The sequence below is a fragment of the Ochrobactrum sp. SSR genome (assembly GCF_030067775.1).
GTDB lineage: Bacteria > Pseudomonadota > Alphaproteobacteria > Rhizobiales > Rhizobiaceae > Brucella > Brucella teleogrylli.
On the sequence record NZ_CP125969.1, the window covers coordinates 108,014 to 130,189 of the forward strand.

The following is a 22,176-nucleotide window of genomic DNA, read 5'->3' on the forward strand; positions in this document are numbered from 1 at the left end:
AATGCCTTGCATTTGCAGAAGAAAATTAAATGCGATAACTGAAAAAACAGGGGTACGAACTTGGATCAAACTGGGCTATAGAGCGGTCATTAAAATGCTATTGCATAGGACTTGACCGGCTTCGGGAAGTTATTCCGGGTTCGAGCCGATACGCATGAGTGATGGGCCTCGAATTGGCCAATTCCCGATTTTCGGGCCGTAATTAAGACAAATCAAAGGTTCGTCATGGACGCGAGTGCAAGAGTTCGGCGGCTAGCCGCTTGGTCGATTCCGGTTGCTCTGGGAGTGATGGGTCTGAAATATGTGGCCTATCTGCTCACCGGCTCCGTGGCTCTATATTCGGATGCGCTCGAATCCATCGTCAATGTAATTGCGTCCATGGGCGCGTGGTGGGCGATCAGCGTCAGCTATAAGCCCGCCGACGAAAACCACCCCTTCGGCCATCATAAGGCGGAATATATATCGGCTGTTGTTGAAGGCGTGCTGATCAGTGTCGCGGCGCTGTTGATCTTTCGGGAAGCCTGGTTTGCACTGGAAACGCCACGCCAGCTCGAAGAGCCATGGCTTGGCCTTGGCATCAACGCTGTCGCTGCCGCCATCAACGCTGTTTGGGCGATGCTGCTGATCCGCATCGGGCGCAGCGCGCGCTCCCCGGCGCTGGAAGCCGATGGCAAGCATATCATGACCGACGTTGTCACCTCGGCTGGCGTGCTGGTTGGCTTGGTTGGGGCGGTCGTCACCGGCTGGGCGATACTTGATCCACTGCTCGCCATTGTCGTGGCGCTGAATATTCTGTGGCAGGGCTGGCATGTGATCAATTCGTCGGTGCAGGGCCTGATGGATATTGGCGTCGAGCCTGTCGAAGAAATGCGCATCCGCGATGTCATTTCGGCCAATGCCGCTGGCGCCATCGAAGTGCACGACCTGAAAACCCGTATTGCCGGACGCGTCACCTTCATCGAGTTTCATCTGGTTGTCGCAGCCGACATGAGCGTTGGCGATGCGCATGTGATCTGTGACCGCATTGAGGATGCGCTGAAGCAGCAGATCAGTAGTGCCCGCGTGGTGATCCATGTCGAGCCGGAGGACGAAGCGAAGCTGCCTTTGGGGACAAGTGCTGTGCCATTCGCCTGATTTAAAAACAGGTATGACTGAGGCAGCTGTCGTAAATCCATCTTGCGTCGGCCAAATCGCGCGTGTAAAAGCTTGACCATGATGACGAAGAACGCAACATCTCTGGAACATTCGGCTGCCGCCACTGGCGCGCGCGTCGATGTTTGCGTTCTCAACTCGCTTCTTACCCTCGGCCTTAGCGGCGATCGCCGGGCTCGTTGAAGGAGCGTCCGGCGGTCGAAAACGGTCCCGCTGGCCTGTGCTCCTTTTCAGAAAACCCTTATAATCGATCATGAATATCCGTGCTTGACGAGCTGTAATGCCGTCCAGAAGCCGGGAGGAAACGAGAAATGAACCAGTCCGTTATCACGCCGCAATCCGTAGCCAAAGCCGAACGTAAAGGCATGCGGGACGCAGCCACCAAATATTCGCCGTTCCCGGCCCCGAAGCTCGATGACCGTACCTGGCCATCGAAGCGGATCGAAAAGGCGCCGATCTGGTGTTCGGTCGATCTGCGTGACGGCAATCAGGCTTTGATCGACCCGATGGGCCATGACCGTAAGGAGCGCATGTTCCGTTTGCTGGTCGATATGGGTTTCCCGGAAATCGAGATCGGCTTCCCATCGGCCTCGCAGACGGATTTCGACTTCTGCCGGTGGGCGATTGAACAGGGCAATGTTCCGGACGAACTGGATTTGCAGGTCCTGGTGCAGTGCCGCCCGGAACTGATCACCCGCACATTTGAGGCTTTGGAAGGCGCAAAGACGCCGATCATCCATTTCTACAATTCCACCAGTGAATTGCAGCGCCGCGTGGTTTTCGCCAAGGATGTGGGCGGAATCAAGCAGATCGCGACCGATGCCGCCAAGATGATCATGGATATGGCTGCCAAGGCAGGCGGCGGCTATCGCTTCCAGTATTCGCCGGAAAGCTTTACCGGCACGGAACTGGATGTGGCGCTGGAAATCTGCAATGCGGTCATCGAGATCGTGAAGCCGACGGCGGACAACAAGCTGATCGTCAATCTGCCGTCCACGGTGGAAATGAACACGCCGAATGTCTATGCCGACCAGATCGAATGGATGTGCCGCAATCTCGACAATCGCGAAAACCTGATCATTTCCCTGCATCCGCACAATGACCGCGGTACGGGCATCGCTGCGACGGAACTGGGCCTGATGGCCGGTGCCGACCGCGTCGAAGGCACTTTGTTCGGCAATGGCGAGCGCACCGGCAATGTGGACGTGGTGACGCTGGCGCTGAATATGTACACGCAGGGCATCGATCCCGAGCTGGATTGCACCGACATCAATCGGATGAAGGATGTCTATGAATATTCGAACCAGCTGAAGATCGCGGAGCGCCACCCCTATGTCGGCGAGCTGGTCTATACCGCCTTCTCCGGTTCGCATCAGGATGCGATCAACAAGGGCATGAAGGCGCGCAAGTCGGCCAATTCGCCGGTTTGGGAAGTGCCTTATCTGCCGATCGATCCGCAGGATGTGGGCCGCTCCTATGAAGCGATCATCCGCATCAATTCGCAGTCGGGCAAGGGCGGTATCGCCTATATCCTGCAGGCCGATTACGGCTTGAACCTGCCGCGCAATCTGCAGGTCGAGTTCCGCGAAATCATCCAGCAGATCACCGATGACGAAGGCAAGGAATTGCCGTCGAAGCGCATTCATGAAGAGTTCCAGAAGCTCTATGTGACGCAGCCCGATGCCCGCATCAAGTTCGTGGATCACCACACCATTCCCGATCCGGAACAGAAGGGCCGCCGCATTCTCACCGCCGAAATCACCGATAACGGCGTGACGAAGAATATCGAAGGCAAGGGCACCGGTCCGATCGACGGCTTTGTCGACGCGCTGTCCAAATATCTCGGCGTGAAGATGTCGGTCGTGGATTATTCCGAACATTCGCTCCAGCAGGGATCGGACGCATCGGCCATCTCCTATGTCGAAATGGCGCATCCGGGTGGCAAGCTGTTCGGCGCGGGCATCAATGACAATATCGTCAGCGCCTCGCTGGAGGCCATCGTATCGGCGGCTAACCGCGTGATCGGCAAATAGGCCGAACGTCTGTACGAGTTGAAAAGGCGGCCATTGGCCGCCTTTTTTCATGTGTAGAGTTCCTGTTCGGAGATCTTGAAAATGCGCTCGCTCACATCTTCAATGCCGTGCTGTTCCCACAGGCAATGCCAGCCGCCGTCCGGTTTGCGGTCGATGTTGAAAATATTGTAGCGGGCAGGGGGCTTGTGGCCGCCATAGTTCTGGCTGGCCGATGGGACGCAGATCACCGGCACTTGGCCGTTCGGTCCGTCGATTTCATATTTCGTCGCCAGGTGGGTGTGGCCGTGAATGACCAGCTCCGCGCCGTGCTTGCGAATGATCTTCTGAAAGCGGCGGATACCGTATAGGCGCTTGTGCGTCGGCGTTGCGCCGTGGATCGGCGGATGGTGGATCATCACAACCCGGAAAAGCCCGTGCGCGCCTGCCTCATCCAGTGCTGCGGCGAGGCGTTTGGCCTGCGCGGAGCGAAAATCACCGCTCGCCATGAAGGGTGCTGTGGCGCGCGCCGACGAGACGCCGATCATCGCGACATCATCGCGCACCCGCATATAGGGAAATTGCGGCCGCTTGCCCCTGTTGTCGATGCCGTCGCCGCGCATCCACGGCTCCCATTTGCGGCAGGCCCGGTCGAGTGCGCCGGGCACATAGGCGTCGTGATTGCCGGGCACGACCGAAACATCGTCGGGATTGCCCAGCTTCGACAGCCAGTCGGCGGCGATGTCTATTTCCAGATTGAGAGCCAAATTGACCAGATCGCCGGTGACGGCAATATGATTCGGCGCTTGCGCCAGCATGTCGGCTACAAGTTTATCGAGTACCGTTCCATGCATTGCACCCTTGCGGTTGCGCAGCCAATTGATATAACCAGTGATGCGCTTTGATGCCAATTCGCGATATCTCACACGCGGCAGTGGCGAAAGGTGGATATCGGAGATGTGAGCGAGGCGAAACATATGGCCCGTTTACTGGATAATTTCTGAAATAGAAACCGTATTTAGCGACTTTTTGTTGATGCGATTGCTGCATTGATAGCTGCATATAATGTTTGCTGGAGAGTCGGAATGCGCTTTCGTCATTTTATATTTCATTCATATTTTCTTTTGCGACGCCCCATGACCCTTGGGGTGAGGGCAATTGTGTATGATGAAAAGAATAACTCGGTTTTTTTAGTGAGACATACTTACGTGCCGGGTTGGCAGTTACCAGGCGGCGGTGTTGATAGTGGGGAGACTTTTCAACAGGCGCTGGAAAAAGAACTGCGGGAAGAAGGTAATATTATCCTGAAAAGTCGCCCGCAACTTCTTGCTCTTTACAAGAATGCCCATGCTTCGCCACGCGATCACGTTGCACTTTATGTATGCCGTTCCTTTGAACAACTTGCACCGAAAGAGCCGGATAGAGAAATCGCCGAAAGCGGTTTCTTTCCTCTGGATGATCTACCAGAAGGCACCACGGCCTCCACCAAGCGGCGCTTGCAGGAAGCGCTGTATGATCTGGAACCGCTGCCGATGTGGTAATACCACGGCGCCTCGCGTTATTGTTTGATTCTGAGTGGGGATACTGAGTAATACTTTGGTATAAAGGGCGCGCAGTGCGCGCCCTTTTTAATAGCACTGAATTAAAAGCGGTAGGTAATACCCGTACCGATCAACCAGGGGTTGAGCTTGGCCTTGCCGCTCAATTCCTGCCCGCCGACGGTGACGTCGAATTTCGGTTCGAGGAACAGCTTCTTCACGTCGAAGTTCAGGCCCCAATGTTCGTCGATCATATAATCGACACCGAACTGGAGCGCGCCGCCAAACGTGTTCTTGACCTTCAGATAATCCGCGCTGCCCGCATCTTGATTGTAGAAGATCGTATAGTTGACGCCTGCACCGACATAAGGCTTGAACGCGCCGAAATTGGTGAAGTGGTACTGCAGCGTAAGCGTTGGTGGCAGAATCCACGTCTTGCCGACCTTGCCCAGACTACTGATCGAGCCTGCGCCATTGATATTGGCATAGGTCGTGCCGAGAATGAGTTCAGCGGCGATATTGTCGGTGAAATAATAGGTGATATCGAGTTCCGGCGTGATCGACTTGGAATAGTCGAGATCGGAACCCGGAACGCCGTTCACATGACCCTTGTTTTCCGCAATCACGCCGAGCGCGCGCACGCGAATCTGCCAGGGCGAAAGCGCTTCGGGCACCGCCTGAATTTCAGAGGCCGGCGGGGCGACCACACTATCGGCGGCAAAGGCTGCCGGTGCGGCAAAGGTCAGCGCGGTTGCTGCGAGCAGCCCTTTCGCAAAACGGTTCATCAAATCTCTCCTTGGTCACGGTCTCAGTCTTGGATTTCGTCCTTGGGGGATGCATCCAATCTGAACTGCGTCGCCTCGCGCCCCATTGATCGAGATCAAAGGGGCACGAGAGAATGAGAGAGAACTGAATTAGGAATCCGGACTGTTGCAGGAAAGGCGCAGTGCGGGTCGGAAGGGTTAGCTCTTTGAAAACCGATCCCGGTCATGCGGGGCGGTAAAGTCTATCTCAGGGCCTGTTGGCACAATGCCGGTCGGGTTGATCGTCTTGTGACTGCGGTAATAATGGCCCTTGATGTGCTCCATATTCACCGTCGAGGCAACGCCCGGCACCTGATAAAGCTCGCGCGTATAGTTCCACAGGTTCGGATAATCGGCGATCCGGCGCAGATTGCACTTGAAATGGCCGACATAGACCGGATCGAAACGCAGCAGCGTCGTGAACAGACGCCAGTCTGCTTCCGTCAGGCTTGATCCCGCCAGGTAGCGCTGGCGGGACAGACGGTCCTCCAATGTGTCGAGTGCGGCGAACAACTGCTTGAACGCTTCCTCATAAGCATCCTGCGAGGTGGCGAAGCCTGCGCGGTAAACGCCGTTATTGATATTGGGATAGATGAAATCGTTGAGCGTATCGATCTCAGCGGCCAGCGCGTCCGGGTAGAAGTCGAGCGAGGCATCGCCGAATTCATTGAACGCTGTGTTGAGCATACGGATGATTTCTGACGATTCGTTGGAAACAATCGTCTGGCGCTGCTTGTCCCACAGAACCGGCACGGTAACGCGACCGGAATAATTCGGATCAGCGCGGGTGTAGATTTCATAAAGGCGCTTGGAGCCGTATAGATCATCACCGGTGCTGCCGGTGGTGCCGTAAAAGGTCCAGCCTTCTTCCACCATCAGATAGTCCACGACCGAAACTGAAATGACATCTTCAAGCTTCTTCAGCGCGCGGAAGATCAGCGTGCGATGTGCCCATGGGCACGCATAGGAAACATAAAGATGGTAGCGCCCCGGTTCAGCCTTGAAGCCGCCTTCGCCCGTTGGCCCGGCACTGCCATCCGCGGTTACCCAGTTGCGGAATTGCGATTTCGAGCGCTCGAAGCGGCCTTTTGTGCTTTTGGTGTCGTACCAGACATCCTGCCACTTGCCATCGACCAGAAGTCCCATGTGATTTCTCCTTTTGGAACTCAAAATAGAGCGAAACCGGCGATTTTACAGCACGACAAGTCGTGAACAGTGCGTCACGCTGCCAAAAAAGAGAAGCAGAAACTGCCAATTTGAAAAAAATGGTTTTACCGCTGCTCAATTTGGTGTAATGGGGTTTCCAATTTGCGATCATCCAAAGGTTAGGTCGCCCAGGAGACACATAATGGAAATGCTTTTCATCCGACGATGAAACTCAAACCGCGCTGCGAGCGCGGCGTGCATTCCATTGACCTGACGGTCCCCGAAGTCTCCAATTGTGATCTTAAGCCCATGCAGCAGCTTGAACTGACCTACGCGCAGGAATGCCCGGCGCACGACATTGAAATCGAAGCCATCAATGCCGAAGCTTTCGGACCGGGACGCTTTACCCGCGCTGCGCATTTCATTCGCGAAGGCGGTCCGCATGATCTGAATCTTTCCTTCGTTGCCCTGATGGGCGGCATCGTGGTGGGTTCGGTACGGCTGACGCCGGTCGTGATCGGCAAGACGCCAGCGCTTCTGCTGGGTCCGCTTGCCGTGCGGCCGGAATGGAAGAAGCGGGGCATTGGCGGCACGCTGATGCGTCTATCGCTGGAAGCGGCGACGAAGTTCGGTCACAAGCTGGTTATTCTGGTCGGTGACGAACCTTATTACGGTCCGTTCGGCTTCAAGATGGTGCCTTCTGGCACCATGGTCATGCCAGCGGCGGTCGATCCGCGCCGGATGCTCGCCTGCGAACTCACCCCCGGCGCCGCAAGCGGCGTCAGCGGTATTGTGCGCCACGCCAACCGGGCCTGATTTCAGTTCAGCGAAAACGTTTGCTTTTCCCCTCATCCTGAGAAGCCGTCGAAGACGGCGCATCATCCTGAGATTTTCGAAGGATCGAAGGATCGAGGGAGAGGGGAAATCAGCGCGTGCCCTCACCCTTCGACACGGTGCTTCGCACCTGCTCAGGATGAGGGGGCAACGGGGCGTCAGACCAAGAAGGGTGCGCGAGGACGGATTACCGCCCTTCGCGATACCACATGCTACCGAACACAAGCAGCAGGGCAGCGAGCGCCAGGAAGCCGGAGAATAGTGGCAGACGGTTCACGCTTTTCAGCTGCGTATCGGCGGTTTCGCGCAGGCCGATCCAGTCATTGCCACTGGCGGTACGATTGGCGGCGACAGCCGTAATCGCTGGCACCCGCACTGCGCTGTCGGCGCTTGCATGAACCCGATAGACCGACCCGCCGGTCGCCTCGGCGAGCGGCTTCAGACGATCGACCGTCGAAATGCTGTCGGCAAATTCCGGCGCATCTACGGGCCCGACATGGGCCAATGTTTCCAGATCGCCATTCCTGATCCGGAAGACACCGATTTCGTCGGTCTGCAACGACCCTTCGAACAGCCCCGGCTTGCTCTGGGCGAGATTGACCGGCAATTCCTTGCCCGAAGGCGTGCTGACGGTCGCGGTGCCGGGATTGTCGCCCATGGTCTGGCGGCGGATGGAAAGCACACGGCCATTGCCTGCTGCGGTGAGCGCTTCTTCTTCCAGCTCCGGCTCCTGCATCAGCCAGTGGGCGATGCGGCGATAGAGCGCCGCATAGGGACCACCGCCCTCAAAACCGCGCGCCCATAGCCAGCCCTGATCGGACAGGAACATGCCGACGCGGCCTTTCCCGACGCGGTTGAGAACGAGAAGCGGCTTGTTGTCGGCACCGCTCATCACCGTTTCACCCTGCGGCGCGGTGATGTCGATGGTGCTGAACCAGCGGCTCCAGCGTGGTGGCTCCTGCTCGCTGCCGTCCAGACCGCGCGTGACGGGATGGCGTTTGCCGAGATCGGTCAGGCGCGGATAGAACGCCTTTTCGGTTACAGTGCCGGTCGGCATGGCGGGCAGGGCGTTATAAAGCGGTGTGCGGGCAATCGACATTTCGCCCGCATATTCCGGCCCGGCAGCGACCAGCAGCGCGCCGCCATTTTCCACATATTGCGCGATGTAATCGTAATAGAGCAGCGGCAGCACGTCGCGATGCTGGTAGCGGTCCAGAATGATGAGATCGAACTCGTTGACTTTGTCCACAAACAGCTCACGCGTCGGGAAGGCGATCAGCGACAGTTCGTTGATCGGCGTGCCGTCCTGCTTTTCCGGCGGGCGCAAAATGGTGAAGTGGACGAGATCGACCGCAGCGTCGGATTTCAGCAGATTGCGCCAGGTGCGCTCGCCATTATGCGGCTCGCCGGAGACGAGCAGCACGCGCAGATTTTCGCGAATGCCGTCAATGGTTGCGACCGCGCGATTATTGGTGTCGGTTACTTCACCGGGAATTCCAGGCGTAGCGATTTCAACGATATTCACACCAGCGCGGGGCAGGGTGATGGTGACAGGGGTTTCCTGTCCCACCTGCGCGTCTTCCTGCGAAACTGCTTCGCCATTGACGCGGATTTCCACGCGAGCCGGGCTGCCGAGGTCTTTGCCCTCGTCAATGACCGTGAACGACATTTCCAGCGGTTTGCCGCTGATGCCATAGCGCGGGGCTTTGTTGAAGCGAATACGGCGGTCGAATTCGTTCGGCTTGCCGGTCACCAGCGCATGCAAGGGCGCGTCGAAGCCCAGCGCATTCTTGTTGGCGGGGGTATCGTGCACCTGCCCATCGGTGATCATGATCGCGCCTGCAACACGCGTGGGCGGTACGTCGAGCAGGGCGCGGGCCAGCGGCCCGAAAAGCCGCGTCGCATAACCGTCCTCGTTTTCGCCCGGCTTTCCGGTTTCCACCACGCGCGTTTCGAATTGCGGCATGGTGGCAAGCTGATCCTGCACGGCTTTCAGCGCGGCATCGGTATCGGCGCGGCGCTGTCCCAGTTCCTGGCTCTGGCTGCGGTCCACCACGACGGCGACAACGCTTTTCAGCGGCTCGCGTTCTTCATTGATCACGACAGGGTTGAAGAGCGCCAGCGCCAGCGCCGCGGCGGCCAGAAGACGGATCAATCCCCCGCGCATGCGCAGGGCGACAGTTGCCAGCACCAGCAGCGCCAGTGGAAGGAGAATGCCAATGAGCCACGGCGTGGAAAGGAACGGTTCGAATTCGATGTTCATGCCCGCCTCCTATCGCCGTAGGTTCCTATCTTTACGGACTGCAACGCTCCCCCCTCATCCTGAGGTGCGGAGCGCAGCGAAGCCTCGAAGGATCGAGGGCCGGCGCGCCGTGCGTTTCCCCTCGCCCTTCGATCCTTCGACAAGCTCAGGATGATGCGCCGTCTTTGACGGCCCCTCAGGATGAGGGGAAAAGGGAACCTGGATCTGCTGACGGCTTCGCTAAAAAACATCATGCTCTAATTCCCCAGCCGTTCGAGCAGGGCCGGGACATGGACCTGATCGGACTTGTAATTGCCGGTGAGCATATACATCACGATGTTGACGCCGCCGCGAATGGCATAGATGCGCTGCATCGGGTCGTTCGGCACGGTGGGGAGCAGGGGATTGCCCTGATCGTCTACGGCCCATGCGCCCGCCAGATCATTGGCGGTGATCATGATCGGCGTCACGCCGTCGCCGGTTCTGACCGGGCGGTCACGCGGCGAGGCATTGGGTGCGGTCGCTTCCACCCAGAGCGGACTTCCCTCATAGCGGCCCGGAAAATCCGGCATGATGAAAAAGGATTTGGTCAGGACGTGATCGTCCGGCACCGGTTCGAGCGGTGGCACATTCATGTCGTCCAGAATGGCGCGCAGGCGCTGGTTGGCGGGCGACACCGACGGATCGAGGCTCGCGCCTGACTGCAACTGGTCGCGCGTGTCGAACAGGACCGTCCCGCCCTGCTGCATATAGGCATCCACCCTGGCGATGGCTTCCGGGCTCGGCATCGGTGCATTCGGATCAATCGGCCAATAGATCAGCGGATAGAAGGCCAGTTCATCCTTGGATGGATCGACGCCGATCGGGTCGCCCGGTTCCAGCGCGGTCTTGTCGGTCAGTGCAAAGGTCAAACCTTTCAGTCCGGCCTTGCTGATATTGTCGGTCTCGGCGCTGCCGGTGATGATATAGGCAAGATGGGTCTGCGAAACCGAGCCGATGATCGCCTCATCGCCGGGCTTGCTGTCGTCATGAATTTGTGGCGGCTGCGGCGAGGGTGCTTGCGCAAAGGCGCGGTCATGACCGGCAGAGAGGACAGCAAGACTGCCTGCGAGGAGCAAAGCAATCCCCGCCGTTTTGGCCCGCACCTTCATACGGCGGCGAAACGCACCGCGCAGCCACAGCATCAGCAGAGAATCGAGCGCCAGAAGCATGGCGGCGGCGGCAAAGAACGGGCCTGCCAGCGATATCGACTGATCTGCCGTATAGGAGACAGGCGTGACGCTGACCGACAGCGTCGGCTGCTTGATCGGCTCCAGCTTGGTGTTGCTGTCGGCAAAAATGTTGAGTGCTTTCAAACCGTCCTCATTGCCGTAGAAACCGGGCGGCGTGTTGATGCTGACACTCGCTTGCTTATTGCGCTCGACGATCAGCGGCTTGGCTTCCGAGGTCGGCGGCGTCAGCGTACCGGCAGCCGAAAGCAGCTGGAACGGCGGCAGCGAAACGGCATCCTGATTGCCCTGCGCGCCGGTGCGCTGCGACAGAGACACGATGCGGCGGAGCATTTCCACGAAGGAGCCGGAAATCGGCAGGCTCGACCAGGTGGCGTCCGGCGCGATATGGAACAGCACGATATTGCCACGCCCGCGCTGCTGGCCTGTCACCAGCGGGGTGCCGTCCTGAAGGATGGCATAGGCCTTGTCGTTGAGGTCGAAGGACGGTTCGGCCAGCACCTGTCGGTTGACGTTGACATCTTCGGGGATTGGCAGCCCGGCAAACGGACCCTTTTCCGGAAAGGCGCGCAGCTGTTGCGGTTCAGACCAGGACAAGGTGCCGCCAAGCGCGCGCTCGCCCTTGCGCAGCCGCACCGGCAGCAACGTATCGTTATCGCTCGCGCCCGCCAGACGCGGACCGGCAAAGCGCACCAGCGTACCGCCTTCTTCCACCCATGCAGAAATCTGCTCGGCGACCGGCTGCGGCAAGGTGCCGATATCGGCCATGATGAGAATGGACGGCTTGGCATCCAGCAATTCCGGCACCGACTGAAGCAGATCGGCTGAACGTGGCTCGATCAGATTGGCGTAGGGCGACAATGCGCGCTTGATATAATGCAGCGGTGACAGAAGCGGCTGCGCGACATCGCCGTCGCCGCTAGCAATCAGGCCGATGGTGCGGCGCTCGGACCCGGCGTCGATCAGATGGGTGGCGCCCGCCTGTTCGATACCATCGATGCGGATGAGGCGGAAATCATTGCGCAATTCGACCGGCAGGTTGAACCGCGCCGTGCCTTCGGGGCTGCCCAGCGCAAAGGACAGCGGCGCTTCGGCGATGCGGCGGCCCTTGTCGTCATAGGCGGCAGCCGTCAGGCTGCGCGGCATGGTCACGCCTTCCGGGCGGATGGCGATGGCTTCGAGGCTGTCGGCCTTGTTGTCCACCCCGGTCAGCGCAAGGGTGCGACCGAGATCGGCACCATACCACAGGACACTCGCCAGATGGCCGGTCTTGTCCAGCGCGGCAAAGGTTTCGCTGTCGGCAGCGGTCGCCAGCCCGTCATTCATGAAGGCAAGGCGCACTTTCTCGCCATCGGACAGGGCGGATGCCAGCCGTTCCATCGTCGCCTTGCGGTCAACGGGGATCGGGCGTGGCTGCATGGCCTGCAAACGTTCCGTGGCGCGGGTGCCGTCATAGGGGCCGATTTCCGCATTGGCCGGCTCGGCGGTGCCAAGGATGTAAATCTGTGCGTTTGCGCCTTCCGCGTCGTCGATCAGCTTTTCAGCGGCGTTGACGCGCTGCTGCCAGTCTTCAGCGGCAGCCCAGCCATTGTCTATCACGATGGCCAGCGGTTCATTGCCGGTCAGCGCGACTGGACGCGGGTTCCAGATCGGCGCTGCCAGCGCCATGATCACGAGTGCGGCGATCAAAAGGCGCAGAAGTGTCATCCACCACGGGCTTTTGGATGGCACTTCCTCGCGCTTGAAAACCTGCGCCAGAATGCGCAGCGGCGGGAAGGTTTCCTCCTGCGGGCGCGGCGGTGTCATGCGCAGCAGCCACCAGATCACCGGCAGGGCAACCAGACCGGCGAGGATCAGCGGTGAGCCGAAGGCGAGCGGCAGAAAATTCATGCGCCAGCCCCCGTTGAGCCCAATGCCCCCGTTGCGCTTAATGCATGATGCAGACGCGCGAGGGCTTCCGCCGCCGGACGGTCGGTGCGATGCACAGAATAGCTCCAGCCGAGCCTCTTGCAGAAGTCCGACAGGGTTTCGCGCCGGGCCGTGTAAAGACGACGATAATCCTCGGCATAGGTTTCGGCGCGACCGGCAACCAGCGTTGCACCCGTCTCGGGATCGCGAAATTCGGTGCGCCCGGAATAGGGAAAGGTTTCTTCGGCAGGGTCGGCGACTTCGACCAGATGCGCACGCACGCCGCGTTTCGCAAGGCGGTCGAGAAGTTCTGTCAGTTCATCGAACGGGTGCAGGAAATCGGAGACAAGAACGACTTCCGAAAAACGGCGGATCTGCGCGATATCCGGCAATACGCTTACAGGCGCTTCATGCATGAGCGCGCCGGCAAGACGTTCTGCGCCGTTGCGGGCGGCAAAAGGCGGGATCAGCGCTGGAAAAGCAATGCGTTCGCCGGAACGCGACAGGATTTCCGCCAGCGCCAGCGTCAGCACCAGCGCACGGGCTTCTTTGGAAACAGGCGACATCTGCGAGCGATAGAGCATGGAGGGCGAGAAATCGCACCACAGCCAAACCGTATGCGCTGATTCCCATTCGCGGTCGCGCACATAGGTATGATCGTCACGGGCGGAACGCCGCCAGTCGATACGCGAAAGCTGCTCGCCCTGCACATAGGGGCGAAATTGCCAGAAGTTCTCACCGGGACCGCGTTTGCGCCGTCCATGCCAGCCATTCATGACGGTATTGACGACACGCTGCGCTTCGACCAGCAGATCGGGGATCGCCGCTGCCCGCGCACGTGCGCGGGCCAGCGTATCCTTGCGATCTGCGGTGGAAACTTGCGTGCCGATCACCATCAGACGGCGGCCTTTACCAGATTGGCGATGACATCGCGGATATGCATGCCATCGGCGCGGGCGGCGAAATTGAGCGCCATACGGTGTTGCAGCACCGGCTCGGCGAGAGCCTTCACATCGTCCACCGAAGGGGCGAGGCGGCCATCATAAAGTGCACGGGCGCGGGCGCAGAGCATCAGCGCCTGACTGGCGCGGGGACCGGGGCCCCAGGCGATATGCTTTTTGGCGTGATCGTTGTCGGCATCGGGACGCGCCGAGCGGACAAGTTTAAGGATCGCCTCGACCACGCTTTCCGAAACCGGCATGCGGCGCACCAATGTCTGCATCTGCCTCAATCGTTCCGCATCGAGAATCTCATAAGGTTTCGCCTCGGCGACGCCGGTGGTTTCAAGAAGAATGCGGCGCTCGGCTTCCAGTTCCGGGTAAAGAATGTCGATCTGCATTAGGAAGCGGTCGAGCTGCGCTTCCGGCAGGGGATAGGTGCCTTCCTGTTCCAGCGGGTTCTGCGTTGCCAGAACGTGGAACGGCGCGGGCAGGTCATAGCGCTGGCCCGCGACCGTGACGTGATATTCCTGCATGGCCTGCAATAGCGCGGACTGGGTGCGCGGGGAGGCGCGGTTGATTTCGTCGGCCATCAGCAGTTGGGCGAAAATCGGCCCCTTGAGATAGCGGAACGAACGGCGCCCGTCGGCGTCCTGTTCCATGACTTCAGACCCGATAATGTCGGATGGCATCAGATCGGGCGTGAACTGGATGCGCTGGCCGGAGAGACCGAGCACGACGCCCAGCGTTTCCACCAGCTTGGTCTTGGCAAGGCCGGGCACGCCGACCAGAAGCGCATGACCGCCAGCCAGAATGGCGACGAGCGTGCGCTCGATCACACTTTCTTGTCCGAAGATGACGGTGCCGACGCCTTCCTTGATGCGCGCAATATCTGCGAGCGCCCGTTCGGCTTCCGCAACAATCTGCTCGGAATTGGCGGTTTCAGGCGTGATGACGACGCTCATGGTGACCTCGCAATGTGTAACCGCTTTGGCGGACGTGCCTTGGTGTCTTATCTAAAAGTCGCCATTCACGGCCTGACGCTTTTTGATTCAGACACCTATAAATCGCATATAGTGCTGACAAGCCGTCAAACGGTGACTATTTCATGACTTCCATCATATTAAGCACATTCGAACAGGAATAACCGAGTCGGATGACAAAGAGCACCCCTATAGGCAAAGTTGCGCCGCAAAACGCGCTGCAAGACGCCGGGTCGACCGGCGGTCTGGAAGCCCTGATTGCACGCGCGCATGCCGATGCGCAAAGCGGACCGTCAACGAAAGAGCGCGGCATTCCGCCCGTCGAGCGCTGGAATCCCGATTTCTGCGGCGATCTCGACATGGAAATCAAGGCCGATGGCACTTGGTTTTACATGGGCACGCCGATCGGTCGCAAACAGCTGGTGCGGCTGTTCTCCACCGTGCTGCGCAAGGACGCGGACGGCAAGACCTATCTCGTCACGCCGGTGGAAAAGGTCGGCATTCGAGTTGAAGATGCGCCATTCATTGCCGTTGAAATGCAGGTTTCCGGTGAAGACGCGGCACAGACACTGACATTCCGCACCAATGTGGGCGACGTGGTGGAAGTCGATGCCGAGCATCCGTTGCGATTTGTCATTGAAGAAGCAAGCGGCGGGCTGAAACCCTATGTACTGATCCGCGGGCGTCTGGAAGCGCTGGTGACGCGCTCCGTGATGTATGATCTGGTCGCGCTTGGCGAGGAAATCGAGATGGACGGTGTGGCCTTGTTTGCCGTGCGATCCGGCGGGGCGATATTCCCGATCATGCCTGCCGATGCGCTGGAGGCTGCCCTAAAATGATGGAGCGCGGCTTGCATTCCCTTTCGGCGTTTTCCGCCGGTGATTTTGCCGAGCGCGTTCGCAGCTGGCAGCCGGATCACAGTGACATTACCGGCGATCACGCGTTGAACCCGGAATTCGAGCAGGCCATGGTCACCGCAAAGATGCGCGATGCGGCGGTGCTGGTGCCGGTGGTGGATCGCGGTCCCGGTGCGACGGTGCTTCTCACCCAGCGCACCGATCGTTTGCGACAACATTCGGGCCAGATCGCCTTTCCGGGCGGCGCCATCGACCCGGAAGACGGCACGGCGGAACATGCAGCGCTGCGCGAAGCCAACGAGGAAATCGGGCTCGCAGCCGAGCGTGCCGAAATCATCGGCAATCTGCCGCGTTATCTAACCGGCAGCGGTTTTTCGATCACGCCGGTTCTGGCTGTGGTCAAAACCCCGTTCGACCTACATCCGAACCCGGATGAGGTGGCCGATATTTTCGAAGTGCCGTTGTCTTTCCTGATGAATCCGGCCAATCACCGGCGCGAAAGCAGGATACTCAACGGCAAGGAACGCTTTTATTACGCCATGCCCTATAACGAGCGATTCATCTGGGGAATTACCGCCGGGATCATTCGCGGACTTTATGAAAGGCTCTACGTTTGAGCGACAGTGTGAACATTGCCGACACGGCGCCTTGGTTGAAGTCGAAGTCTTTGCAGGCGCTGTTCAAGGCCTTGAACCGTGATGGCGGGGAAGCGCGTGTGGTTGGCGGTGCGGTGCGCAACACGCTGCTTGGAACCGCCGTCAGCGACGTCGATCTTGCCACCACGCATGTGCCGCAGGAAACAATCCGGCTGGCCGAGGAAGCGGGGTTCAAACCAGTCCCGACCGGCATCGAGCATGGCACCATCACCGTTGTCGCGCATGGACATGCCTATGAAGTGACGACATTGCGCAAGGATGTCGAGACCGATGGTCGCCATGCCAAGGTTGCCTTCGGGACCGACTGGAAAGCCGATGCCGAGCGGCGCGATTTCACCATCAATGCGCTCTACGCCACCGCTGACGGCACGATCATCGATCATGTCGGCGGACTTGCCGATATCGAAACCCGGACGCTGCGTTTCATCGGCGATGCTGAACAGCGCATCCGCGAGGACTATCTGCGCATCCTGCGTTTTTTCCGCTTCTTTGCCTGGTACGGTTCCGGGCGACCGGAGGCTGACGGTCTGCGCGCCAGTGCGAGGCTGAAGGACGGTATCAGCCAGCTTTCCGCTGAGCGAGTATGGTCGGAACTGAAGAAACTCCTGTCGGCTCCCGATCCGTCGCGCGCCCTTTTATGGATGCGGCAAGGCGGGGTCTTGAACCTGGTCCTGCCTGAAAGCGAAAAATGGGGCATCGACGCCATACACGGCCTCGTGCGTTCCGAAGGCGATCTAGGCTGGTCCGCCGATCCGCTGCTGCGGCTTGAAAGCATCGTGCCGCCGGACGCTGTGCGCATGGAAGAAATGGGCAAGCGCCTCAAAATGTCCAATGCAGAGCGGGCGCGGCTCGAAGCATGGGCGCGGGCCGATGCCGTCAAGCCAGAGCTTTCCGAGCAGGCCTTGAAGAAGGTCGTCTATCGCGGCAGTAAGCAGGCGGTGGTGGACCGGATCAAGCTTGGTTATGCGGCGGCGCGGGCCGATGCGGCAGGCAGCGACGATGCGATGATCCGCGCCGGTGGCTTTTCGCGTTTGCTGGAAACGGCGGAGAAATATGAAGCCCCGGTCTTTCCCGTGACGGGGAGTGATCTTTTGGCGCTCGGCGTGAAAAAAGGCCCCGGTCTCGGACAGGCACTGCGGTCGCTCGAAACTTTCTGGATCGACTCCGGTTTTACCCTTGACCGTGCAGCGCTTCTGGAGAAACTTGATCGCGATAAAATGAACAGCTGACCGCTTGTTTGCAAAATTCAGCCGTAGTTTCATCAGTTTATGGCTGGGAATCTTTTCAGCGCCGATTTTGAAAGAGCATGAAATGTCCAATCCCGATACATCGATCCAAGATAAGGCAGCCTCTGATCCGAAACAGAAATTCGGCACTGAAGGTCTGGCCGCAATGGACCGCCCGAGCAAGATCACCCGGTTTTTCATGGGGATCGTTTCGTGGGCCGAAGGTCTCAATCTGAAATATGCCAAGCTGGGCAATCCGCCGGTTTATGACAATGCAACCTTCCCCTGGGCGGCGGAGATCGAAAAGGAATGGCCCGCCATCCGCAAGGAACTGGACACGATCCTGCTGCGCCAGAGCGAGCTTCCGTCCTTTCAGGATATTTCAACCGACGTGAAGACGATTTCGACCGATAATCGCTGGAAGACCTTCTTCCTGCTCGGTTTCGGCGTGAAATCGGAACAGAACATCAAGACCTGCCCGGAAACCTGGCGCATCGTGAACAAGATACCGGGCCTGACCACGGCTATGTTCTCGATCTTCGAACCGGGCAAGCATCTGCCGCCGCATCGTGGGCCGTATAATGGTGTGCTGCGCCTGCATCTCGGCCTCATCGTTCCGGAGCCGAACGACAAGCTGGCCATCCGCGTGGACAAGCAAGTCTGCCATTGGCATGAGGGCAAGGTTCTCATTTTCGACGATGCCTATGAGCATGAAGCATGGAACCACACTGACAAGACCCGCGTGGTGCTGTTTGTCGACTTCGTGAAGCCGCTGAAATTCCCGGCCCGTTTCGTCAACTGGTGCCTGATGAACCTCGCCATCTTCACGCCCTTCATCAAGGAAGGACTGGACAACCACAATGAGTGGGAAAAGAAGTTCTATGCGGAAGCCGAAAAGCTCCGCAACCAGCCAAAAGCCTGATCGGGTTTGACTTTCGCCCCGTGCGATCTTACATGCGGGTCAGAGGGCCGACCGGCCCTTTGACCTATCCACCTCTGAAAGAGGAATTGTTGATGCTGGAGATTGTTGGAAGCCTTTAATCGTTCCGGACAAGGACTGCATGACAGGCGCTGATTGCGTCTGATCGGCAGATGTTCAGGGACGGGAACGGCATTGGCCGTGGATAGCCATACGCTGTCTGCGCGCGCTGGTGCTTGTCATGGTTTCCATCCAGGCATGAACAACAATGAATATCTCACGTATTGAACAGCGCGTGTTACACGTGCTGGCGCAAGGTGGCCATATCCGCCACTTGCGCGAAGACGGACGCGTCTGCAACATAGAATGCTATACCCGTGAGGGTTACCTGCTCGCCGATTGTACAATGGCTGTGTTCCAGCAATTGCGGCGCAAAAGGCTGATCGAATCCCGATCAGGCAGTCCCTATCGCATTTCGCTGAAAGGGCGCGAAAACGTTCGCGCCCAGCTCAATAACCGTTGAGGGAGCGCGTCATGTATCTTCGCAAGGAAAAGCCCGATGATAGTGCTGCAATCCGTCAGCTGACGGATGAGGCGTTCAGCAAGGTTCCTTATAGCAACCAGCGGGAGGGGGAGATCGTCGATGCGCTTCGCGCGGCCTCGGCGCTCACCTTGTCGCTGGTTGCCGTGGACGGGGATGCTGTCCTCGGCCATGTGGCCTTTTCGCCGGTTCTGATCGGAGGCGAGGACAAAAGCTGGTATGCGCTTGGCCCCATCTCGGTTCAGCCCGAAAGGCAAGGCGAGGGGATTGGCGGGGCGCTCGTCCGTGAAGGTCTCGCCTTGTTGCGGGCCGATGGCGCAAAGGGCTGTGTTCTGGTGGGCGATCCTGGCTATTACGGGCGGTTCGGTTTCAAAGCCGATGCGCGGCTGAAAATGCCGGATGTGCCCGCGGAATATGTCCAGTGTCTGGCCTTCGGGCCGGACATGCCGCAAGGCGATATCACCCATCACCCCGCTTTTGGCATATAAGAAAGGGCCGGTTATCCGGCCCTTTCCTTTGGTTCATTTGCTGGAAATGCTTTAAGGCCATTTCACCACGGGCGGCATAGACGACAGAATGGAGTTCACATTGCCGCCGGTCTTGAGTCCGAAGATCGTACCGCGATCATAGAGCAGGTTGAACTCCACATAGCGGCCACGACGCACCAGCTGCTCGTCACGGTCAGCCTGCGTCCAGTCCTGATTGAAGTTCTGACGCACCAGATGCGGATAGACGACGGAAAAACCGCGTCCCACATCCCGCGTATAGGCGAAATCGGCGTCCCAACCGCCTTTCTCATCCGACGAATGCAGCCAGTCATAGAAGATGCCGCCGGTGCCGCGCGGTTCATTGCGATGCGGCAGGAAGAAATACTCGTCGCACCAGTCCTTCACGCGCTGGTAATCGACGACATTCTTGTGCTTTTCGCAGATGAAGCGGAACGCCTTATGGAAAGCGAGCGTGTCGGCATCTTCCTGCGTGCGCCGGCGGTCGAGAACCGGGGTCAGGTCGGCACCGCCGCCAAACCACTGGCGGCTCGTCACGACCATGCGCGTGTTCATGTGAACGGCTGGCACATGCGGGTTTTGCGGATGCGCGATCAGCGAGATGCCGCTTGCCCAATAACGCGGGTCTTCTTCCGCGCCGGGGATTTGCTTGCGGAATTCCGGCGAGAATTCGCCATAGACGGTGGACACGTGAACGCCGACTTTTTCAAAAACGCGCCCGTGCATGATCGACATGACACCGCCGCCGCCCTTGCCTTCTTCCTTCAGCCAGGGCGTGCGCACGAAGCGGCCGGGCTCACGGTCGGACAGGGGGCCTTGCAGCTCGTCTTCAAGCTGTTCAAAACTTGCGCAGATGCGGTCGCGCAGTTCTTCGAACCAGCGTTGCGCCGCCTGCTTCTTTTCCTCGATATCGTGGGGGATGATCGCAGGAATTTCATCGCGTTGCATTTGTTATTTCCTCTCGGCGCAATCTGCCGGATCGCTGCGTGCAGCCAAGGTTAAATGGCAAGGTGAAATAGACTTTGCTATATCCGTTGGCTTAGCAAGTTCCGTCAGCCGCGCATAGGGCGAAGAGGGACTTCGCTGCCGTCGCAAAATCGCTCTCCCCAAGAAAAGACTCGTCTTTGTAAAATCGCTACCCTATCTTTTGTGGTCAAGGGGCTGGAGACGTGTGTTTCCAGCCAGCCGGGAGGCAATCGCATGACAGCAGCACCGCCCCGTCCTCCGCTCGAAGGCTTGCGCAAGCAGCTTGAGAAGAGCCGCGCCAAAAAGAACCGGATGCCGCGCGACGGCTTCATCCGTGAAACCTTCACCCTGCCGCGTCAGGCAGCACGCGACAAAGCGCGGGAATGGTTCGACACATTTCCGAAATCCGCCTACTGGACAGAGATTGAAAGCTGGTGCGAACGGCCCGACGATGTGATCGAATTCACCATGCGCCGCCTGCCAACCGCAGATTGAAGATCTGATTCAATATCTGCCGCCAAGTGCTTGAAACCGGATTCATATTTGCTCCCAATAAAAAGGCACCCGATGTTTGATGCATCGGGTGCCTTTGACTTGAATCGTTATACCGTTACGGACCTTATTGCGCAGCGAGTTGCGGCGCCTTTTCCCAGGCATCCCACTTGCCGATGATGCTGTCTGCATAGGCCTTGCCGACACGGTAAGCATTGGTGGTCGCCAGCGGGAAACCGCCCGACTTCGCGCCGAGGGATTCGATTGCTGTCTGGTCCTGGCCCTGTCGGTCGAAATTGGATGACGTGCGCAGCACGGCGATGCGGCTGAAATCCAGCTTGCCCGCATCGGCAGCGCGCTTGAGCGCCGTCAGCGTGGCATTGTCTTCCATCTGCGAGGTACAGTAATCCGCCTTGCCGTCGGTCAGGAGCTTGGCCCACGCGCTCACCGCTTCGCCGAGCTTTGCGCCATGCCAGTAGGTATCGGCCGAGGCCGTGTCGCAAATGCTGACTTTCGGCGCGCCGGTGGCGGCTTCCTGCGTGTAATGCTTGCGATATGCCTTCGCATCGTCGCCATCGAGAAGCGCGACATCCTTCGTTGTGGCCAAAGCATAATCGGCAAGCTTGCCGTTCAGTTCGAAGACTTCCGTGCCTGCGCCCCATTTGGCCTTTTCGCCGGGCTTGGCCGTGCCGAGACCGAAGAAATCCGTGCTCCAGCCTTCGGGCGCTTCGCGGATATCGATGCGGTGGCTCAGATTGGCGTCGATGACATATTTCGCCCAATGGGCCGAACCGAGCGTGCCGTGCTGCGGATCGACGCCCGCAATGCCAGCAATCAGGAAATAGGTATGGCTGAGATCGAGCTTGTCGCTGAGCGCCATGGCCGCCGTCGAGCTTGCAGCATTGGCAAAGCCCATGGCCGTCGTCATGTGGCAAAGGCCCTCAGCGGTACAGTCCACTTCCGGATATTCAGGGCTCAAGCCGGGCAGCTTGATCTTCTGCGTGAAGTTTTCACCTTCCAGCCACGGCTTGGCTTCTTCACCGAACATGGTGATGACCATCACCTTCGGCGCAACGCGCTCGACGTCTTTGGCAAAGGCCGGTGCGGTGGCGAGCAGGGAAAGAGTGGAAGCCGCGAGAACGGCGGTGCGTGCAGACAGTTTCATGGAATGAAGCGCGCCTTTCGAACCGGAAACGGGGAACAATGCGTGGCGATCCGGTCAATCCGCGAC

General features: G+C 58.9%; 20 protein-coding genes. 11 read left to right on the forward strand and 9 right to left on the reverse strand.

The features are described from left to right. Positions 1–225: 225 nt before the first annotated feature. Both QLQ11_RS00495 and leuA read left to right on the forward strand, forming a co-directional pair. Complete coding sequence (locus tag QLQ11_RS00495) at positions 226–1,134, forward strand: cation diffusion facilitator family transporter (protein ID WP_121536542.1); 909 nt, start codon at positions 226–228, stop codon at positions 1,132–1,134. Between the two features lie 329 nt (positions 1,135–1,463). After that, positions 1,464–3,185 (forward strand): 2-isopropylmalate synthase, encoded by a 1,722-nt coding sequence (leuA, locus tag QLQ11_RS00500; RefSeq protein ID WP_121536540.1) that lies wholly within the window; start codon positions 1,464–1,466, stop codon positions 3,183–3,185. Between the two features lie 47 nt (positions 3,186–3,232). Here leuA and QLQ11_RS00505 read toward each other — a convergent pair whose 3' ends face one another. Beyond that, positions 3,233–4,138, reverse strand: a complete 906-nt coding sequence (locus tag QLQ11_RS00505) for a metallophosphoesterase (protein WP_283735930.1) — start codon at positions 4,136–4,138, stop codon at positions 3,233–3,235. Positions 4,139–4,246: 108 nt separating this feature from the next. Here QLQ11_RS00505 and QLQ11_RS00510 point away from each other — a divergent pair, with 108 nt between their 5' ends. After that, positions 4,247–4,702: an NUDIX domain-containing protein gene (locus QLQ11_RS00510; RefSeq protein WP_109369520.1), complete on the forward strand. Its 456-nt coding sequence runs from the start codon at positions 4,247–4,249 to the stop codon at positions 4,700–4,702. Between the two features lie 101 nt (positions 4,703–4,803). Here the strand turns inward: QLQ11_RS00510 and QLQ11_RS00515 are convergent, their stop codons facing one another. Then, complete coding sequence (locus QLQ11_RS00515; RefSeq protein WP_140024236.1) at positions 4,804–5,484, reverse strand: OmpW family protein; 681 nt, start codon at positions 5,482–5,484, stop codon at positions 4,804–4,806. 177 nt (positions 5,485–5,661) lie between these two features. Beyond that, entirely contained in the window at positions 5,662–6,648 is a 987-nt protein-coding gene (locus tag QLQ11_RS00520) for a glutathione S-transferase family protein (RefSeq protein WP_121536534.1), read from the reverse strand. 309 nt (positions 6,649–6,957) lie between these two features. Here QLQ11_RS00520 and QLQ11_RS00525 point away from each other — a divergent pair, with 309 nt between their 5' ends. After that, a complete protein-coding gene (locus QLQ11_RS00525) occupies positions 6,958–7,464 on the forward strand; it encodes a GNAT family N-acetyltransferase (RefSeq protein WP_121536648.1) in 507 nt (168 codons plus the stop codon). 205 nt (positions 7,465–7,669) lie between these two features. Here QLQ11_RS00525 and QLQ11_RS00530 read toward each other — a convergent pair whose 3' ends face one another. From QLQ11_RS00530 to QLQ11_RS00545, 4 genes are all read right to left on the reverse strand, one after another. Then, the gene (locus QLQ11_RS00530; RefSeq protein ID WP_283735929.1) at positions 7,670–9,745 is read right to left on the reverse strand and encodes a hypothetical protein; all 2,076 of its coding nucleotides are present in this window, start codon (positions 9,743–9,745) and stop codon (positions 7,670–7,672) included. Between the two features lie 236 nt (positions 9,746–9,981). Next, entirely contained in the window at positions 9,982–12,843 is a 2,862-nt protein-coding gene (locus QLQ11_RS00535) for a DUF4159 domain-containing protein (protein WP_121536528.1), read from the reverse strand. Continuing rightward, positions 12,840–13,757: a DUF58 domain-containing protein gene (locus QLQ11_RS00540; protein ID WP_121536526.1), complete on the reverse strand. Its 918-nt coding sequence runs from the start codon at positions 13,755–13,757 to the stop codon at positions 12,840–12,842. The genes QLQ11_RS00535 and QLQ11_RS00540 overlap by 4 nt, the downstream gene beginning before the upstream one ends. After that, positions 13,757–14,764, reverse strand: coding sequence for a MoxR family ATPase (locus QLQ11_RS00545; RefSeq protein ID WP_121536524.1), 1,008 nt, complete (start codon positions 14,762–14,764; stop codon positions 13,757–13,759). Before QLQ11_RS00545 ends, QLQ11_RS00540 begins: the two co-directional genes overlap by 1 nt. A 191-nt stretch (positions 14,765–14,955) precedes the next feature. On the opposite strand from QLQ11_RS00545, the gene QLQ11_RS00550 reads away from it, so the two are divergent. From QLQ11_RS00550 to QLQ11_RS00575, 6 genes are all read left to right on the forward strand, one after another. After that, on the forward strand, positions 14,956–15,621 hold the full coding sequence (locus tag QLQ11_RS00550; RefSeq protein WP_121536522.1) for a DUF1285 domain-containing protein: 666 nt from the start codon (positions 14,956–14,958) through the stop codon (positions 15,619–15,621). Then, the gene (locus QLQ11_RS00555) at positions 15,621–16,256 is read left to right on the forward strand and encodes a CoA pyrophosphatase (RefSeq protein ID WP_121536646.1); all 636 of its coding nucleotides are present in this window, start codon (positions 15,621–15,623) and stop codon (positions 16,254–16,256) included. Before QLQ11_RS00550 ends, QLQ11_RS00555 begins: the two co-directional genes overlap by 1 nt. Continuing rightward, a complete protein-coding gene (locus tag QLQ11_RS00560) occupies positions 16,253–17,524 on the forward strand; it encodes a CCA tRNA nucleotidyltransferase (protein WP_121536520.1) in 1,272 nt (423 codons plus the stop codon). The genes QLQ11_RS00555 and QLQ11_RS00560 overlap by 4 nt, the downstream gene beginning before the upstream one ends. 82 nt (positions 17,525–17,606) lie before the next feature. Beyond that, positions 17,607–18,443 (forward strand): aspartyl/asparaginyl beta-hydroxylase domain-containing protein, encoded by an 837-nt coding sequence (locus QLQ11_RS00565; protein ID WP_121536644.1) that lies wholly within the window; start codon positions 17,607–17,609, stop codon positions 18,441–18,443. Positions 18,444–18,708: 265 nt separating this feature from the next. Further along, positions 18,709–18,963 carry a YjhX family toxin gene (locus tag QLQ11_RS00570; RefSeq protein WP_109369511.1) on the forward strand — a complete coding sequence of 85 codons (255 nt, stop codon included), beginning with the start codon at positions 18,709–18,711 and terminating at the stop codon, positions 18,961–18,963. 11 nt (positions 18,964–18,974) lie between these two features. Further along, the gene (locus tag QLQ11_RS00575) at positions 18,975–19,469 is read left to right on the forward strand and encodes a GNAT family N-acetyltransferase (protein ID WP_121536518.1); all 495 of its coding nucleotides are present in this window, start codon (positions 18,975–18,977) and stop codon (positions 19,467–19,469) included. A gap of 51 nt (positions 19,470–19,520) precedes the next feature. Here the strand turns inward: QLQ11_RS00575 and hemF are convergent, their stop codons facing one another. Beyond that, on the reverse strand, positions 19,521–20,435 hold the full coding sequence (gene hemF, locus QLQ11_RS00580) for an oxygen-dependent coproporphyrinogen oxidase (RefSeq protein WP_121536516.1): 915 nt from the start codon (positions 20,433–20,435) through the stop codon (positions 19,521–19,523). Positions 20,436–20,687: 252 nt separating this feature from the next. Between hemF and QLQ11_RS00585 the strand changes: the two genes are divergently transcribed. After that, the gene (locus tag QLQ11_RS00585; protein ID WP_121536514.1) at positions 20,688–20,948 is read left to right on the forward strand and encodes a hypothetical protein; all 261 of its coding nucleotides are present in this window, start codon (positions 20,688–20,690) and stop codon (positions 20,946–20,948) included. 124 nt (positions 20,949–21,072) lie between these two features. Here the strand turns inward: QLQ11_RS00585 and QLQ11_RS00590 are convergent, their stop codons facing one another. Next, positions 21,073–22,110, reverse strand: a complete 1,038-nt coding sequence (locus QLQ11_RS00590; RefSeq protein ID WP_121536642.1) for a purine nucleoside permease — start codon at positions 22,108–22,110, stop codon at positions 21,073–21,075. Positions 22,111–22,176: the final 66 nt, after the last annotated feature.

What these genes read in the sequence shown, in the direction of transcription:
- QLQ11_RS00590 (WP_121536642.1), bottom strand. Translation starts at nt 22,110, where the DNA reads ATGAAACTGTCTGCACGCACCGCCGTTCTCGCGGCTTCCACTCTTTCC.
- QLQ11_RS00545 (WP_121536524.1), bottom strand. Translation starts at nt 14,764, where the DNA reads ATGAGCGTCGTCATCACGCCTGAAACCGCCAATTCCGAGCAGATTGTT.
- QLQ11_RS00525 (WP_121536648.1), top strand. Translation starts at nt 6,958, where the DNA reads ATGCAGCAGCTTGAACTGACCTACGCGCAGGAATGCCCGGCGCACGAC.
- QLQ11_RS00540 (WP_121536526.1), bottom strand. Translation starts at nt 13,757, where the DNA reads ATGGTGATCGGCACGCAAGTTTCCACCGCAGATCGCAAGGATACGCTG.
- hemF (WP_121536516.1), bottom strand. Translation starts at nt 20,435, where the DNA reads ATGCAACGCGATGAAATTCCTGCGATCATCCCCCACGATATCGAGGAA.
- QLQ11_RS00550 (WP_121536522.1), top strand. Translation starts at nt 14,956, where the DNA reads ATGACAAAGAGCACCCCTATAGGCAAAGTTGCGCCGCAAAACGCGCTG.
- QLQ11_RS00535 (WP_121536528.1), bottom strand. Translation starts at nt 12,843, where the DNA reads ATGAATTTTCTGCCGCTCGCCTTCGGCTCACCGCTGATCCTCGCCGGT.
- QLQ11_RS00565 (WP_121536644.1), top strand. Translation starts at nt 17,607, where the DNA reads ATGTCCAATCCCGATACATCGATCCAAGATAAGGCAGCCTCTGATCCG.
- QLQ11_RS00575 (WP_121536518.1), top strand. Translation starts at nt 18,975, where the DNA reads ATGTATCTTCGCAAGGAAAAGCCCGATGATAGTGCTGCAATCCGTCAG.
- leuA (WP_121536540.1), top strand. Translation starts at nt 1,464, where the DNA reads ATGAACCAGTCCGTTATCACGCCGCAATCCGTAGCCAAAGCCGAACGT.
- QLQ11_RS00585 (WP_121536514.1), top strand. Translation starts at nt 20,688, where the DNA reads ATGACAGCAGCACCGCCCCGTCCTCCGCTCGAAGGCTTGCGCAAGCAG.
- QLQ11_RS00510 (WP_109369520.1), top strand. Translation starts at nt 4,247, where the DNA reads ATGCGCTTTCGTCATTTTATATTTCATTCATATTTTCTTTTGCGACGC.
- QLQ11_RS00515 (WP_140024236.1), bottom strand. Translation starts at nt 5,484, where the DNA reads ATGAACCGTTTTGCGAAAGGGCTGCTCGCAGCAACCGCGCTGACCTTT.
- QLQ11_RS00570 (WP_109369511.1), top strand. Translation starts at nt 18,709, where the DNA reads ATGAATATCTCACGTATTGAACAGCGCGTGTTACACGTGCTGGCGCAA.
- QLQ11_RS00555 (WP_121536646.1), top strand. Translation starts at nt 15,621, where the DNA reads ATGGAGCGCGGCTTGCATTCCCTTTCGGCGTTTTCCGCCGGTGATTTT.
- QLQ11_RS00520 (WP_121536534.1), bottom strand. Translation starts at nt 6,648, where the DNA reads ATGGGACTTCTGGTCGATGGCAAGTGGCAGGATGTCTGGTACGACACC.
- QLQ11_RS00530 (WP_283735929.1), bottom strand. Translation starts at nt 9,745, where the DNA reads ATGAACATCGAATTCGAACCGTTCCTTTCCACGCCGTGGCTCATTGGC.
- QLQ11_RS00505 (WP_283735930.1), bottom strand. Translation starts at nt 4,138, where the DNA reads ATGTTTCGCCTCGCTCACATCTCCGATATCCACCTTTCGCCACTGCCG.
- QLQ11_RS00495 (WP_121536542.1), top strand. Translation starts at nt 226, where the DNA reads ATGGACGCGAGTGCAAGAGTTCGGCGGCTAGCCGCTTGGTCGATTCCG.